Raw genomic sequence first — 14,062 nt, forward strand, 5'->3', positions numbered from 1 at the left:
AGCCTTTATTTGCTTCAATCACACCTTATCGAGCAGTAGCAGAAAAAGAAAAACTGGTATATTCAGACCGATAATAGGCACGTGTAAACTCAACCAGTTCATTACTTGCATCATAACTCTCATACTCATAATAAAAGAGCAATCGTCCGGGTTCTATATTGAGCACTTCGAGATAGGGCTGGGGAACGGGGGATGCCCACATATTCGAGATAATACGATCTGGCAGATGACCCTGTATCTCCATATAGGTGTACAAGGACCCATCTGCAAAATCAAAGCGCTCGGGATTCGAGAAAAGTGCTTGCGGAAAGTAACAGATCTGGAGGGCATAGGGCTCCCCGTCGATACTCGAGAGGCGGATAAGCTCATAACAGAAAGTTCCCTGGCCAAAGTGATCAGCAACATCATCTCGGGCCTCTACCTGCTTAAACGAAAGTACTTTACGAGAAGACGAGAAACCTGACTGGCGAAGAACCGCCGAGAGAGAGATGTCTTCATGCTCGCCCATACTCACTCTCTTTTTGTTCTTTGCATCAGAACCCCGTCGGACGAACGTCCCTTTTCCCTGTACTGACACAAGATAACCCTCACGCACAAGCTCACCAATTGCTCGACGTACCGTTAGGCGATTTAGGTTGTAGCGAGACGCCATCTCGCGCTCGGAGGCAATTTTTTGACCTACAGCGTATTCGCCACTCTCAATCTTGCCAAGGATACTGGTCATAAGTTGTTGATAGAGAGGTTGAGAGACCTTAGACATTGCGGTTCACCGTCCTAAAGCGAAAGAAGCTTGGGCGAGCGGTGATTTGAAAGATACGCATCGGTTTTTCTGTCTGAGCAGAATCATAACAAGTGCCCGAAATGAGCATAACCTCAGCGTTAGCAGGAAGGTCAAGAAGACCTGCCTCCTCCTCGGTTGCTCGAACAATCATGATAGATTCCTCGCTCTTCTCTGTAGCCAAGCCATAGCGATCGGAAAGAAACACCGAGAGAGATCTATCCTCAAGATCCGCTTTCTCGATGCCTTTTACCAACTCATAGGGAATGTACTCGTGTTCTATATCGCAGGGCTGACCCTCAACTATGCGAAGTTTACAGTACTCAAAGACCTTGGATGCAAGGGGTATATGAAGCATTCCACTTACGTACTTATTTGCCTCTACCACTTGATGCGTGAGTATACGATATTGATAGACATACCCCTTCTCTTCGAGTTCCTCCGTGACCGATTTTATCTTGTCCAACTCACGTGTGACAAAGATGGTTTCTGTCCTTTTCATACAAGCTCCTCGACAGCTTGATAGATTACTGGTATAGTTTCCAACGTTATAGTATACCAGTTAAACTTCTTATCCCAAAGTCATTCCAAGCTCTTGATATTCAAGATGAACAGCATATAGCTACTTGTCAAAAAGATTGGAGCCACCATGAATGTCATGTTGACAATCACCCTAATACTCATGGCGGCACTCTTTGCTGTCGATGGTTTTTTTCGCTGGAAACAAAAGAAGCAACTCGATGTATTGCTTGGTAAGCTCACAAACAAGCTCGCTGCACATGACTACGACGGTTATGACGCTCTGCTTGATTCCAGTCAGCAAGCCATTCCCCCGTTCAACTTTGCCTTCATGAAGCTCCAAGGAGCCGCCCAGCGTGGTGAAGTCCACATCTTTAAGCAGCGCCTTGCAACCTTTGATAAGCTACGCCTGAACAATCGACAAAAAGCAGCGATTGCCAGTGTTGCCTTTACCTTCTATGCAAACAGGGATAGTAAAGCAGATGCTCTCGTATGGCTTGATGTCATCAACTCCCTACCTGGCGAGGAACGACTCAAGAAGGAAGCTAAGAAACGTATGGCTGAGGTAGAAAAGAGCATTAGGCACTCAGCCTATTAACACAACTCAGAAACTTGATTCAAACATGCTGAGTACGCTGACAAATAAGGTACTCCGATTTTGTCATCTGATGAGACTCCTTGATTGTATACACAAGTGCAAAGACAAACTTGTAACCATGGTATGCGAATCCGTCACCTCAAAGCCCATATGACGTAGCTCAGCGATTGCATGGTCACGTGTTTCTATAATCTCAGCAATGCGCGCCTGGAAATAATCCTCATCCTCAACTGAAGCGATGCCAATCGCTGCAGTTACAGCACTGATATTAAATGGATTAAAGTCAAACTTCACATCGCGCATATCACTTATCAATGGTTCCTGAGCCACAGCAAAACCGATATGAGCACCAGCAAGATTGCGCAGCTAGACACTCGCAACAGACGTTTTTCTTACAATGTCGCAACGCTACACGCGAAATGACGCTTGTTGTCACGTCTCAGCTCTGCTCATAAAATCAAAGACACTAATCGTTGCTGGTTTTATAAACGGTGACTTTGCAGGAGTAAACCCGCCAATTGAAGGTTGGATCTACGGGAACTCCTCCATCTTCACCAAAGCAGTCGCAACCCCTCACTCTACATCGGATTCTTTCAACCGGCTTTCCAGCTACAATAGCTTTCGCAATAACAGATGCTATTGTCTTCCTAAAAAATATGTCATCGAAATCATGATAAGGCTGAAATGGAAGATTGTTGCCGCAAGAATCCTTGAAGAGATATCCCCATTCGCTAGTTTCTTTTGAGCAAGGACACATTTCAAGCATGTCGCCTTCCTTAATAGAAGCAACAGTCTGCTCAAGTCTTAGATCTCTCTGAGACGTACCTTCATGCCATGTGGACTGAAACCAGAGCTCCGCTATCCCCAGCTTCTCAGCATTATTATCAAAACCAGCAGAAAAATCGCCAGGCTCGACACTGCCAATGAAAGCCTCATACCCACGCATCTCTATTGCTTCTTCAAGCGACTTAGCTTCGGGTGAATAACTTAAGTAATCAAATACGTTGAAGCACTCACCTTCGTATTTTTTTGGCTGAGGTAAACCAAACTTTTCTTCGTCGGATGTTGAATTATCGCTTATACCATCCAACTCATGCATATTGGTCTCCTATCTCGCAGTTTCGCTTGGTTGTGTCAACTTTACGAGACTTTTTGGTTTTCAGATGGGTATCTAATTGGACAGCTGAAGTATTGCGTCATATAGCATGCGATCTGCAATTGGCAGAGTCTCCACATCGGGGTGTGCCCCAGACTCATAGCGACTTACATGTGCCAAACATCAAGCATTCAGACCTCCAGCCAGATCCTGATACTAAATATCCCCCACGTGAGACAGTTTTTATGCAGCAGCCCACTTTCCCTGCTAACTTCGGGAAAGCCACTTTCGACAGCGGACACCCAGCGTCAGCACGTAAGCACATCCAACAATGGCCGACAAAACAGACGAAGCCAGCGCGAGGGTTGGCACGAGAACAGCGTATCCAGCAACTGCAAGTTCGAACCTCGGTCCCCCACATACGGAGGTTGCCCCCGCTGGATCCAGACCCCCAGCAAACAAGAGCGTGGCGGACATCGAAAGGACCGTACAAATTGCCGCTCCCCAATGTATCGATACGGGATGTATGCAACCGAGAACTCCGGTCACAACGAGAGCAAGCAACACCACAAAGGCGGTTGCTGGTAAGGAGTCGAGCAACAATAGTTCAAATCTTGGGCACGCAATTGCATCGCTCACTAGCCGCACACGCCCATCGTCCGCAAACACGCGCGTGAGCTCTCGTGCCCGCGGGATAAGCGAAACGGTCGCCATCAGCCACATAAGTAGAATGCCAATATCCCCGGGGGCGGCTGTGAGCAAAGCTCCCAAGGGCACAATACTCGCTCCCCATACGACCAAATCAGCGATACCATCATGTTGCCGCACATGCGAGAGTACTGCCCGAGCGAAGAAAAAGCGTCGACCTTTCAGGTCAGGGAGGGCGAGGAGAGGTCGTCGTGCAGCCATAAGTTTGCGCCGTCGCAGTCTCTCGTAGGCGCCCGGCGCCTGCAGCGCCCGCGAGCGCAGGGGCTGCAACTCTGCATACAGAGCATTGGCCTGCACAAGCAGAGTCATGTCTATGCGAAAGAATCTACCAGCTACACGATAGCGCATAAGACCTACAATCCAGGCGAGCGCAACCGCTCCAAGAAGCGAAACTGCAAGCAAAGTGGCCGTGGCGATTGGTGTGACGATAGACTGGAGCATCGTGCCCACAGCAAACCCGAGAAGTACTCCCGCGACTGCCGCAACAAACCCGTTAACGATGAGTCCTTCCCCCATCCATGTCGAAGGCAAAAGTGCGCTCGTGAGCCATAAAATATCTGGATGCGCTAGCTTCACAGGACAAGACACAAGCCAGTGAGCCGACAACGCGACGCAGGTCATCACTGGAACAATCCAAAGCAGAGCCGCGAGCTGGGCGCAGGTTGTCGCACCCAGTGCCACTCCCACCTTCGCTGCGGAGTTGAGAAAGGCGAGCCACATAAGAACGAACGCACCGAAGATGAGGACGACAGCATAGACTTGGTAGATTCGATCGCTTAGTTTCGCATCCTTCTCGAAATCGCTCCCCGTCACGAGGAGCCAGCGGATGATTTCAGTGCGTCCATGGCGTAACCGCAATCTGAGTAGGAGGGCTATGTCATGCAGGACATCAGGCATAGGAGAGCGCTCCGTCTCTCAAGGCGAGAGTGAAGTTAGGGACGAGATCGGACGCATGAGCATGGCAACTTACAAGCACCGACGAGCCTCTCGCTGTGAGGGACGTTACCTCACGATCAAGTACAGCGGATGCCTCGGCATCAAGGGGACCGTACGGCTCGTCAAGCAAAAGGAGCTTGGGGCGCATGACAAACGCAAGGGAAAGTGCAAGCTTGATCCGCATTCCGCGCGAATAAGATGAGGGATATTGATCTAGAGCGCGCCCGAGGCCAAACTCAGCAAGGAGATCCTGAGCACGGGATAGGCGGTCTTCCATTTTTCCAGCTCTTAACAGCAACTGAACATGTTCACGTGCGGTCAGATCATCGTAGAAAGAGGGTACGTCACTGACGAATGTGCGGGCGCAGCGGATACCCTCGCCAGCAAAGCAGATCTTCCCTGCCGTTGGGGCAATCCATCCGGCAAGACACTTGAGCAGCGTGGATTTCCCCGATCCGTTCCTCCCCACGAGGAATGCGATATCGCCCTCCCCCAGCGAAAACGAGATGTCCTCCCATACAGGTGTCTTCCCATAGGAGAAGGCAAGCTTATCCACATTCAAGATTGCGGCCATGTGACCCCCATCCTCTGTGCAAGGCAGAGCAAACAGGCTCATGCGACAGACTTCATCCGTTCGCCCACGGGGCCCCACGGGCCCCTGCTTCCTTGCAGATAGAATCGCTCTATTATACCTGTGCAGTCTGCCCTGTCCCGAGGAAGACCCTCCTATCTCGAGCTCACGTATGCGGCTCTAAGCCACCTATGAATGGCAGATAAAAGCCTTTCAAAGTGCAGGTAGGTTCTTTCTTCACCATCTTCACCTCCTGAAAGGTTCATCGTTCATCAATACAGCATTTTCATACCCCTATTCGCTCTGAGAGCCGATATGCGCCATTTGCCGAAATTTGTGTTGCAGCACTTAAATGGCGCACATCGGCCCTCAGAGCGAATGGGGGTCAAAAGATAGTTATCGCCCTACTACGGGATGTGCATTGTTATCCTATTGCGGAACGATGCGGTGTTATTTCATTCAAATATCACAGTCTTGCAAATAACCTAGAGCGTGTGTCTTTTAAAACGCTTCATGTTAGAACCGTCTTAATCCTAGTTATGCAGTTGAGTGCACAAAGAGTTTCTCCTTTTACGCAAAAATTTGTGGATGGTTCGCTTTTCGAGTTATAGGAAAACGGGGGCTGCACTTCCAATGGAGCTGATGAATCGTGAACCCTTTTCGCATGTTGCAGTGCCGCGCTGTAGCACGTATTGCATCAAGATGCCACATTACGGTGATTACCTGCTCATTCGCACAAATACGAATGGACAGGAGTAATTGTGGATGATATGCGCGTGCTAGGCGATCTGGGGTTTTGAGAAGGGCTGTTGTAAGGGCGGATCCCTTAGGTGCGGCTGCCTGTTTGCGATACCGGGAAAGAATTCTACGCGATGCCGCTCCCGCGCGGCTCACTGTCAGCAGCCTGCGAGAACGCGAGCAGTGTAAACGGATATCGGGTGATTTGCCGACGCTGGTGCTGCTCAGCTAGCAGGCTCGATGCCGTTCTGCTCAAACCATGTGGACGCGATGTCCCTAAGGCGCTCCCTGCGGTATCCCCACCAAGCATCGAGCACTCCGTGCCGGCGCGCCTCGTCCTTGAACGAGCGATACGGATGTCGCGCGTACGCGGCATCAAGCAGCCATTCGCCCAGGGGATCTGGCTGGGACCGCGCGAAGTCGCGCATCCACCTAAGGTCCTCGATCTCATCTGCACCGGGGAGCGCTATCCAATCGGACGCCTCCAGATCTGGTTCGTCGCCTTGATCCCCCTCCGTGAGCAGCTCATCGACGTCGCCGTAGAAGCCGTCGAGGAACTTGTTGCTGAAGGTACTGTGGAACTCACCCGTCCCGATGTTGTAGAAGTACTGCAAGTCGTCTTCCTCAAGCAGACGGGTGACCGTGCCTACACTGAGGGGCTTCTCGGGCTCTAGCCAGCTCATGTTTCTCTCCGATCCTCTCTGACGCTGTCATGCGCCGGCTTACCTGCCGGAACCCTTACAATCCTCTTGGCTCGCCATGACTATGCAGGGCGACACAGGTCATTTCTAAACCCAGTAACTGACTCTGCGTTGCAGGAACATTCCGCTAGATTATCCATCCTCCCAAGGCAGAGAGGCAAGATTCCACCTCGCGTTCTTGTCGATATCGTCACGCAGTACGGATCCGAAAAAGTCCGAGGCAAGCTCGCACGCCGTATCGAACGTGGCGAACTCCTCCGGCGTCTCGAAAATCTCCCGCATCTAATCCCTCCTCAGATATCGGTAGAGTGGGAAGCCCTCCTCGAACCCACAGCGGACAGCAAGCCCGTCAACTTCCGACGAGAGTCGCTTCTCGTCCCCTATCAGGCTGCGTGACACGGCATCTCCCAGCACGCTCGCGGTGAAGCTCAGTCCTCCCCCCGCTCGAGCAAGGTCAAGCACGGTCCGCGCGGGCGTCGTCGCTGGAACGCCAGAGACGACGGTCACGTCCCTGTCTTCTAGCTCCCTGTCGATGAACGAAAGACCGTTTCTGCGGGTCTGCCGCCTCCCGGGGTGCGAGAAGACTATCGGTGTAGGGCTGAGTTCTCCGATCCCGTGAAGCCACGCGATTGTGTTCATGGAGGCGGTGAAACCACCAGGACCCTTATCTCTCTCGTAGGACGGGGTTTCTGGCTCGAGCGATATCCACACTGCGATGACATCGCCCTCCCTGAGGGAGGGAGTCCCGCTACAGTCAGGGAGAGGATGCCGCGGAAGCACGCGCCAGCGCCGGGCTCAAGCAAGACGAGAGCAGATACCTAAGCGTCTCCAAGGTGGCTGAGTACCTGCAGGTCTCGTGCAACACCGTTTACAAGATGGTCAGGCTCGGACGAATCCCAGCAGTACACGTTGGCAGACTCTTGCGGATAAGCCTCCCCAAGTTCGGCAACGCCCTCTGCGGCGCGGACCGATAGACACGCAAGAGAGATGCTCGTCCTCGACGCACGCTGACTTTCGCCGGCTCCGAACGAAGAATTCGGACCATCAGCCGCAAAACAGACCGGCACTCACGACAACCGCGTTCCGTCCAATGGGCGAAGCGTGCGTCGAGCGAGTGCGGTAAGACAAGTTCACGTGAGCCGATCTCGACCTCTCCGGAATCACCAGGAACGTCTTCGCAAGGACATACGGCTTCTGCCGCGAAGGAGACAGCTTCTACGAGAACTGGTCGGCAACTACCCACTTCCTCGGGATCTCGACTCGCCCGGGACCCGCGCCATCAACAAGCTCACCGACCGGAGGTTGATCGTGCACACTGGCGAGCACACCTTTCCAACGAGAGACATCATGCGGTGCTACTGGATCTCCGGCGATACCATAGCAGCCGCCCGCATGGAGACGGGCAGGGCGATCCTCCCTGACAGGATTTCACCCCCTGACGAGATGTCATCCCATGACACGATGCTCTTTTATTATCAGCCACAATTGCAGGGACTTCGTCTTGTTGCTATCTACGTTGCTCGTTTGAACGTCCTCACTCATATGCTCACTTCCAATATCTCTTTAGTCGTCTCGCAGCACTGTGCCAGCTCGATACCAGATGCATAAGGGTTCTTCTTCATATACTTATCCCAGAACGCAAGCATCGTCTGATCGGATGCAACCTCATCGAGGACCACCTGCCACCGTGCTATTCTCTCGGTGCTGCCGCGCTTCATACACGTGGCCTTGAGTGCCTTTCGCAGTGTGGGGATATCACAGCTATCATTCTTGGTCCGCCAAAGAAGATGTATGTCGTAGAAATCGCGCAGACGCGTATTGGTTACACCGCGGGAGACGACGGTTTCGAGTTTCTCAGCAAGCACTGTCTCGAGTGGGTAGGACATCAACCGAACGCTTCCCTCATCGAACAGGAGCGGGTAGTCATAGCCGATGGGACCCGGAGTTATGCTGTCGCCCGTAGTAACATCGATCGTGAGTGGCACCGACATCGGTGGGTAGACTGCCTTAAGATGCACGCGTATGCCCGGGTAGTCGTCGGTCTCCCTAATGTCCTCGGTGCGGTCGAACTCGAAGCTCCAATCATCATCCGCGCTCTCAGCAGCTACTTCGCGGAAGACTGCCTTGGCAGTCTCGTGCGTCAACGTGAAGCCGATGATTGTTGTATCGAGGTCCATCGTTGTCCTAGATGCCACTCCCACAAGGGAGGAGATGAGCATTCCGCCCTTGATGACGACGTTATCTCGCCATTTGGATCGTGAGAGACGCTCAAGGAGCCTCTCGAAGAGGTAGTTCTGCATCATGGACTGCGCAGGGATACCCGCCTCTTTCACCCGGGCGTTAACGCGCGCCTTAAGTTGCATCGCGTTCTTGGTTCTCACAGCAGCACCTCTAGGTAGTTTCGAATCTTGGGCTCCACACCGAGAGCGCGAGCATAGGCAACGAGCTTCACTGGGTCGCAACTTTTACTTCGCACGTAAACTTTCATCGTTGGAGTGATCAGCTGGGAATCGGGTGTGCTCTGGCCGCGCATGAGGTCGCAAAGCGTCCTCTCAATATTGTAGACCCTAACTATGTTGTTGTATTCCGTCTTGACGGTACAGAGGCCCAGATCGAGAAGGTCGTCAGCGCAGGTGCGGCATATGATGCCAGCTTCTCTGGCAGAAGATGCGTTGTAACCTCTAGGGAAGGTCATTGTGAGCGCAAAGGATGCACGGTCGGTCATGCCGTGGAGGAAGAGCGCTGTGTCATCCGAGAAGATTCCACGCGAGAAGCGATACTGGGCGATGTAGAGAGGGTCCTCCCATACGTCAGGGAGCGCGTAAAGACCTCGAGCGACCTGGATGAGCTCACCAGCGCTCACGGCTTCTGCCAGCTTGCGCCTAGGGATATCGGCATCCGTCGCCTGAGTAGAGGTGACGTAGCCGTTGTTGTTCATGGCTATATCCATCAGGGTGTCCGTGGTGACTCCTCTCTTATTTGTACTAATACGCTTAAAATTATCTAATGTTAAGCATGAATGTACAACCAGCAGCAAGGTTGCCACAAAGTCCTCTGCAATTGTCACTCTCGCATTGCGACTGCCAGTTTTCGGGGGAGGATCGGCCCCGAAATGCCACATTACAGTTGACTACATGATGGCGAACGTTCGAAGCAAGGTAGGGTACTGTCCGGTTAAAGAGTGACAGATTCGATAGAAGAGCAATATGTTTGGGCTGGGAAAATGATCATTTGTGTAACGCAACATTGGGATAACCTACATCAGTACCGGGGTGCTCAGAGCAAACGGTGTCGGGAATAGGAAGCCATAGGCTGGGACAATGGCGATGCACGGGACGAGACGTGTACATTCAGGCAGGCACTCGGGCCGTCAGAGACACATGATAATGGTCTCGAGTATGCAGATTGCGGCCGCCCCGATCAGAATGTCGCCTACGGCGCAGCCAAGCCCGTCTCTCTTCTGAGCCTCAATCTGCTCGTCGGTCGATTCCCAGTTCCCAGCGATGGTTCTATAGCCCTTGCCGCAGATGAGAAGGACTCCCCAAACAATCAAGACGAGGGAGATAACGAGCAGAACTATGACGCCGATGGGCTTCATTCGTGTTCAACCTTTCTCCTCGCATGCAAAATAGAAATCTTTCGGGATTATAGCATGGGTGCAAACAACGAAATAATCGCCCCGGTGGTTGGAGAAGCAAACTGAACCTCGATGCAATAATAGGGTCAAGGCCCTAAGAACACATGCGCAGCTGCAGCGGAGACCTCTGCAGCTGCGCACAAGTATCTGGCTCTAACTCCGACTAAGGATGCGCAAGCTCAATCAGTAGTCGGGGATCAACAGAGTAATCGCCAATCCGGAAAAATAGAAGCAAAGTGACTACCATTTACCACTGCTCTAAACTGGGCTTTCTATTCCCACTCTATCGTCGCAAGGCCCGTTTCCGTGTAGTCAGCAGGATGCGTAAGCTGGGGCTCCCCCTACTCTCCTATCGCGAAAACAGTGTAGTCACCCTGTAGTCAGCGGTGATTACATGCCCTGTAGCCACTTGGGGAGAGTATTTTCACCTAATCGAAGAGTGACACGTTTGACCTGCGGAAACACAGTTCGATTGCGTGCAACTGATTACATGGTCGGAAACGGCGATAAAGAGCTGGGGCTCTCCCCAACCCAAGAGCGACGATTCCCAAGTGAAGAGCGGCAGCTCTGAACTGGGAAAATGAGGCTTTCAGCTCATCGGGTGACCACATGCCTATTGTTCATGATGAGGCTTCGTCGTCGCGGGTAGATGAGTTTCAAATTCACATGCCTCGTCGCAACAAACCCTCGCTAATCGCATGCGCTCCCTAGAGGTTGGCTCTTTTCCCGATTATGCGAACAGCGTCCATGGCATCCACCACCGAGACTGCGGAGGCATACGGATTCAGACGCGTATACGCGCTCCATATGCGGGCAATCTCATCGGAGCCTTCAATCTCTCGACTAACAAGCTCATAGTCTTTCATAATGTCTGAGGAACCACGATGCTCCGAAGTCCGCTGTACGGCCTCCCGCAGCATCTCCCAGTCAATCGTCTGTTCGTACAGTCTTACGAGCGTGGCGAGGTCGTACAGATCTCGAGCACGCGTGGTAGCGACACCACGCTTCACTACCGCCTCGAACTTCTCTGCGATACACGTCTCTAACGGGTACGACATCAAATGAATCGACCCCTCCCCGAACAGGGTGGGGAACTGGTATTCAATCTCCCTCGGGGTGATGACGTCACCCGCCGTGACATCAACCTTCAATGGCGTCCTCATACGCCCGAATGTCGCAGTCAGATGCGCACGCAATCCGCCGTAGTCGTCGTCCTCGCGGATGGGCTCTACTCGCTCGAACGCGAAGGCAATGCCGTCTTCCAGGTCGACAGAGCAAATCTCCTGCATGGCAACAGAGATCGATTCGTCGTCAAGTGGCAGGGCCCTAACAGTTGCGTCCAGATCCATGGTAGTGCGCTGCGCCACGCCCATCATTGAGGAAAGAAGCAGCCCTCCCTTGATGACGAATTGTTCACGGTAGCGCGTCCTCTCTAGTCTCATGAGAAGGTGCTCGAAGAAGTAGCGCTGCATGATCTCCTGGGCAGAGAGGCCGTGCTCCTTTGCCAGGGCCTTCGCTTTGCCTCTCAGGCTCGCATCGTTGAGGATCGTCATGACAGCACCTCCAAGTACGTTTGAAGTTCCGAGGTCACGCCCATCGTCTTCGCGTAGCGCATCAGCTGGGGCAGGTCTTTCCCAGGGGAACCGAAGTACGCGTTCACGGCCTGCCCGAGGAGCTGGGTGTCCGCCCCTCCACGCTTGCGGGCGAGCACGAGGTCGCAGATGCTGCGTTCGCGGTCGTGAAGCAGCAGCGTCGTACCTGTGGGGGACTCGCCTTGCACTACGCCCAGACCATAGAGCCCCTTGCTCTCGTGCGAAACAAGGCAGTTGGGGAACTCCCCTACTATGCCATCTTCCTTGTATCCCCGGGGGAGCGAGACCTCGTACACGCCCGGCACGATGTCGGTCATGCCGTGGAGGTAGAGCGAGCTGCTGCAGCGAAAGACGACCTTCGGCCAGCGAAGCGAGATGACGGCGAAGTCATCCAGCGATGTGTCCGCGAGCGCAAAGACTCCGCGACTCTCCTTGACCGCTACGCCCTGGGCGACGAGCAGCTGCAGCATGCTCGACGAGAAGCCCGCCTCGCGTGCCTGTTTGGTGGTGATGCGACCGGCGCTTTCATGCATGAACTCTATAAGGGCGTCCTTCTTCGTTTTTCCTCCAATGGTAAGACATGCGGCAATCATACTTATAATATCGTATATATTGCCATAGTCTCAGATGCGATTAGGTAATTTAAGGCCTGCATGGGGACGCAGAAAGCACCAGGTCACACCCACTGTCAAAGACATTCGACATCGGAGCAGGCCCTCTTCTGTCGCGATTCCAAAGCCCTTTGGCTGCAACCGGGTTAGAATCGCCGTACCTTCGAGAGCGAGCGGGGCGGCAGACGGACCACCCGGAAAGGAAGTCGATGGAACTCGGGAATCTCATACGGAAGCACCGCACAGCGGCGGACATGTCCCAGGACGACCTCGCGCAGGCAATCTTCGTATCGCGCCAGACCGTCTCCAACTGGGAGACGGGAAGGACCTGCCCCGACGTGCAGAGCCTGCTGCTCATGAGCAACCTGTTCGAGACCTCCATCGACGAACTCGTGAAGGGAGACCTGGAAATGATCGAATCACAGCTGAGCAAGGACGCCAAGGCCATGAAGGCCCTGGGCAGGGTGGTGGCCGCCTCCCTCCTGTTCGCCATCGTCGCGCCTGCCCTCGGCCTGAACCTCTGGGATTGGCAGCTTGCCCCGACCGCCGTCATCTTCGTGATGGGCCGGGGCATCGGCATGGCCACAGCGGTCGGCATCGAAGTGATCAAGCGGCGCCACAACACCTTCGGCATCGAGAGGACGGCCCCGGCCGACCTCGGCCTCACGCCCCGGTGCCTCGAGCGCGAGCGCGCGAAGGGGCGAGGCGCCCCTCGCCTAGCCAGCCCCCTGACAACCTGACGCGTTCCCGTCGGACCGTTCGGCTGGCCTTTGGACGTGCCCCGGACGGCTGGGGACACCCTTGTGCCAAGACTCAGCCGAACGTCCCCTCGCGAGCTCATCATCTGGGAAGACGGTGCCACGGGGGCTCCCGGCAAGACGAAGGGGCGTTCCGATAAGTGCGGGAACGCCCCTTAGAGCTCATTCGTTCGGATGAGATTTAGATTCAACCGGTAGCGGTCTTTTCCGTCCATGTTCTGGCATTCCGCACATTGGCTTTGCGTCTCGCACGCAGATTTAGCTTGCGTTTTTCGGGAGGGTAAAGTATATGTACTTGCATGGGGTTTTATGCCTAAAAGCCGTTTGCGAGAATAAAACAGAAAGGACCACGAATGAGAAAGAAGCTATGTTGCTTCATGAGCGTGGTGCTTGCGCTCAGCATCTGTATGCCCGGAGGGGCCGTCCAGGCGATAGCCGACGACAGCGCTGCTGCTGCGACGGAGCCCGCCGCGACGGCAGAAACGCAAGGCACCGCGGCCTCCGAACAGGCTGCCGGCGAGCTGGAAGACACCCGAGACGCAGAGGAGGACGCGGTATCGGCAGATACCGTAGCTGCGGACGAGGACGCTCAAAGCGTCTTGCCCCTGGACGGCAGCGACGAGGCGCCCGACGAGGGCTCGCAGGCGAACGAGACCAGGGGCAGCCCGGCAGAAGAAGTCGACTCCACTGCCGCCTCCGATTCTGTCCTGCGTGCCCCCGCCGCTCTGCGCGGCGTCGAACTTCCGAATGTCGTCACGAACGCTCACGTGACCACCTCCACCGGCACCACGCCGGTGAACGTCGGTCCTTGGCAGGCGT

Annotated in this window: 17 protein-coding genes and 1 pseudogene; 4 read left to right on the forward strand and 14 right to left on the reverse strand. The window is 54.0% G+C overall.

The features are described 5' to 3' along the window. Nucleotides 1-25: 25 nt before the first annotated feature. Complete coding sequence (locus ACO5JD_RS04130; RefSeq protein WP_021625136.1) at nucleotides 26-760, reverse strand: GntR family transcriptional regulator; 735 nt, start codon at nucleotides 758-760, stop codon at nucleotides 26-28. Next, nucleotides 753-1,280, reverse strand: a complete 528-nt coding sequence (locus ACO5JD_RS04135) for a GntR family transcriptional regulator (RefSeq protein WP_484987824.1) — start codon at nucleotides 1,278-1,280, stop codon at nucleotides 753-755. The genes ACO5JD_RS04130 and ACO5JD_RS04135 overlap by 8 nt, the downstream gene beginning before the upstream one ends. 147 nt (nucleotides 1,281-1,427) lie before the next feature. Here ACO5JD_RS04135 and ACO5JD_RS04140 point away from each other — a divergent pair, with 147 nt between their 5' ends. Then, a complete protein-coding gene (locus tag ACO5JD_RS04140; RefSeq protein ID WP_484987826.1) occupies nucleotides 1,428-1,895 on the forward strand; it encodes a hypothetical protein in 468 nt (155 codons plus the stop codon). Between the two features lie 63 nt (nucleotides 1,896-1,958). Here the strand turns inward: ACO5JD_RS04140 and ACO5JD_RS04145 are convergent, their stop codons facing one another. The 7 genes from ACO5JD_RS04145 to ACO5JD_RS04175 form a co-directional block, all read right to left on the reverse strand. Further along, nucleotides 1,959-2,261, reverse strand: coding sequence for an aminotransferase class I/II-fold pyridoxal phosphate-dependent enzyme (locus tag ACO5JD_RS04145; protein ID WP_484987854.1), 303 nt, complete (start codon nucleotides 2,259-2,261; stop codon nucleotides 1,959-1,961). A 100-nt stretch (nucleotides 2,262-2,361) separates the two neighbouring features. Continuing rightward, the gene (locus tag ACO5JD_RS04150; RefSeq protein ID WP_484987828.1) at nucleotides 2,362-2,994 is read right to left on the reverse strand and encodes a hypothetical protein; all 633 of its coding nucleotides are present in this window, start codon (nucleotides 2,992-2,994) and stop codon (nucleotides 2,362-2,364) included. A 264-nt stretch (nucleotides 2,995-3,258) separates the two neighbouring features. Beyond that, nucleotides 3,259-4,596 (reverse strand): glutathione S-transferase family protein, encoded by a 1,338-nt coding sequence (locus ACO5JD_RS04155; protein ID WP_484987830.1) that lies wholly within the window; start codon nucleotides 4,594-4,596, stop codon nucleotides 3,259-3,261. Next, complete coding sequence (locus ACO5JD_RS04160; RefSeq protein ID WP_484987832.1) at nucleotides 4,589-5,209, reverse strand: ABC transporter ATP-binding protein; 621 nt, start codon at nucleotides 5,207-5,209, stop codon at nucleotides 4,589-4,591. Before ACO5JD_RS04160 ends, ACO5JD_RS04155 begins: the two co-directional genes overlap by 8 nt. A gap of 959 nt (nucleotides 5,210-6,168) precedes the next feature. Next, nucleotides 6,169-6,627, reverse strand: a complete 459-nt coding sequence (locus ACO5JD_RS04165) for a UPF0158 family protein (RefSeq protein WP_021626567.1) — start codon at nucleotides 6,625-6,627, stop codon at nucleotides 6,169-6,171. A 150-nt stretch (nucleotides 6,628-6,777) separates the two neighbouring features. Continuing rightward, the gene (locus ACO5JD_RS04170; protein WP_484987834.1) at nucleotides 6,778-6,927 is read right to left on the reverse strand and encodes a hypothetical protein; all 150 of its coding nucleotides are present in this window, start codon (nucleotides 6,925-6,927) and stop codon (nucleotides 6,778-6,780) included. After that, nucleotides 6,928-7,284 carry a type IV toxin-antitoxin system AbiEi family antitoxin gene (locus ACO5JD_RS04175; RefSeq protein ID WP_484987836.1) on the reverse strand — a complete coding sequence of 119 codons (357 nt, stop codon included), beginning with the start codon at nucleotides 7,282-7,284 and terminating at the stop codon, nucleotides 6,928-6,930. It abuts the gene before it with no gap. A gap of 194 nt (nucleotides 7,285-7,478) precedes the next feature. Between ACO5JD_RS04175 and ACO5JD_RS04180 the strand changes: the two genes are divergently transcribed. After that, nucleotides 7,479-7,619 (forward strand): helix-turn-helix domain-containing protein, encoded by a 141-nt coding sequence (locus ACO5JD_RS04180; protein ID WP_084170357.1) that lies wholly within the window; start codon nucleotides 7,479-7,481, stop codon nucleotides 7,617-7,619. 564 nt (nucleotides 7,620-8,183) lie between these two features. Here the strand turns inward: ACO5JD_RS04180 and ACO5JD_RS04185 are convergent. The 5 genes from ACO5JD_RS04185 to ACO5JD_RS04205 all read right to left on the reverse strand — a co-directional run bounded on the left by ACO5JD_RS04185 (nucleotide 8,184) and on the right by ACO5JD_RS04205 (nucleotide 12,467). Continuing rightward, complete coding sequence (locus tag ACO5JD_RS04185) at nucleotides 8,184-9,026, reverse strand: nucleotidyl transferase AbiEii/AbiGii toxin family protein (protein ID WP_484987838.1); 843 nt, start codon at nucleotides 9,024-9,026, stop codon at nucleotides 8,184-8,186. After that, nucleotides 9,023-9,595, reverse strand: a complete 573-nt coding sequence (locus ACO5JD_RS04190) for a type IV toxin-antitoxin system AbiEi family antitoxin domain-containing protein (RefSeq protein WP_484987840.1) — start codon at nucleotides 9,593-9,595, stop codon at nucleotides 9,023-9,025. The genes ACO5JD_RS04185 and ACO5JD_RS04190 overlap by 4 nt, the downstream gene beginning before the upstream one ends. Before the next feature lie 420 nt (nucleotides 9,596-10,015). Next, nucleotides 10,016-10,243 carry a hypothetical protein gene (locus tag ACO5JD_RS04195; protein WP_484987842.1) on the reverse strand — a complete coding sequence of 76 codons (228 nt, stop codon included), beginning with the start codon at nucleotides 10,241-10,243 and terminating at the stop codon, nucleotides 10,016-10,018. A gap of 746 nt (nucleotides 10,244-10,989) precedes the next feature. Next, nucleotides 10,990-11,835 (reverse strand): nucleotidyl transferase AbiEii/AbiGii toxin family protein, encoded by an 846-nt coding sequence (locus ACO5JD_RS04200; RefSeq protein WP_484987844.1) that lies wholly within the window; start codon nucleotides 11,833-11,835, stop codon nucleotides 10,990-10,992. Then, nucleotides 11,832-12,467: a type IV toxin-antitoxin system AbiEi family antitoxin domain-containing protein gene (locus tag ACO5JD_RS04205; protein ID WP_484987846.1), complete on the reverse strand. Its 636-nt coding sequence runs from the start codon at nucleotides 12,465-12,467 to the stop codon at nucleotides 11,832-11,834. Before ACO5JD_RS04205 ends, ACO5JD_RS04200 begins: the two co-directional genes overlap by 4 nt. Before the next feature lie 227 nt (nucleotides 12,468-12,694). Between ACO5JD_RS04205 and ACO5JD_RS04210 the strand changes: the two genes are divergently transcribed. Both ACO5JD_RS04210 and ACO5JD_RS04215 read left to right on the forward strand, forming a co-directional pair. After that, the gene (locus ACO5JD_RS04210; RefSeq protein WP_484987848.1) at nucleotides 12,695-13,225 is read left to right on the forward strand and encodes a helix-turn-helix transcriptional regulator; all 531 of its coding nucleotides are present in this window, start codon (nucleotides 12,695-12,697) and stop codon (nucleotides 13,223-13,225) included. Between the two features lie 371 nt (nucleotides 13,226-13,596). After that, nucleotides 13,597-14,062, forward strand: a pseudogene (locus ACO5JD_RS04215) (hypothetical protein); the annotation flags it as partial.

The sequence above is a fragment of the Olegusella sp. genome, from assembly GCF_057238325.1.

Coding starts and splice junctions, on each gene's coding strand:
- ACO5JD_RS04130 (WP_021625136.1), bottom strand. CDS start 760: ATGTCTAAGGTCTCTCAACCTCTCTATCAACAACTTATGACCAGTATC.
- ACO5JD_RS04135 (WP_484987824.1), bottom strand. CDS start 1,280: ATGAAAAGGACAGAAACCATCTTTGTCACACGTGAGTTGGACAAGATA.
- ACO5JD_RS04140 (WP_484987826.1), top strand. CDS start 1,428: ATGAATGTCATGTTGACAATCACCCTAATACTCATGGCGGCACTCTTT.
- ACO5JD_RS04150 (WP_484987828.1), bottom strand. CDS start 2,994: ATGCATGAGTTGGATGGTATAAGCGATAATTCAACATCCGACGAAGAA.
- ACO5JD_RS04155 (WP_484987830.1), bottom strand. CDS start 4,596: ATGCCTGATGTCCTGCATGACATAGCCCTCCTACTCAGATTGCGGTTA.
- ACO5JD_RS04160 (WP_484987832.1), bottom strand. CDS start 5,209: ATGGCCGCAATCTTGAATGTGGATAAGCTTGCCTTCTCCTATGGGAAG.
- ACO5JD_RS04165 (WP_021626567.1), bottom strand. CDS start 6,627: ATGAGCTGGCTAGAGCCCGAGAAGCCCCTCAGTGTAGGCACGGTCACC.
- ACO5JD_RS04170 (WP_484987834.1), bottom strand. CDS start 6,927: ATGCGGGAGATTTTCGAGACGCCGGAGGAGTTCGCCACGTTCGATACG.
- ACO5JD_RS04175 (WP_484987836.1), bottom strand. CDS start 7,284: ATGAACACAATCGCGTGGCTTCACGGGATCGGAGAACTCAGCCCTACA.
- ACO5JD_RS04190 (WP_484987840.1), bottom strand. CDS start 9,595: ATGGATATAGCCATGAACAACAACGGCTACGTCACCTCTACTCAGGCG.
- ACO5JD_RS04195 (WP_484987842.1), bottom strand. CDS start 10,243: ATGAAGCCCATCGGCGTCATAGTTCTGCTCGTTATCTCCCTCGTCTTG.
- ACO5JD_RS04200 (WP_484987844.1), bottom strand. CDS start 11,835: ATGACGATCCTCAACGATGCGAGCCTGAGAGGCAAAGCGAAGGCCCTG.
- ACO5JD_RS04205 (WP_484987846.1), bottom strand. CDS start 12,467: ATGATTGCCGCATGTCTTACCATTGGAGGAAAAACGAAGAAGGACGCC.
- ACO5JD_RS04210 (WP_484987848.1), top strand. CDS start 12,695: ATGGAACTCGGGAATCTCATACGGAAGCACCGCACAGCGGCGGACATG.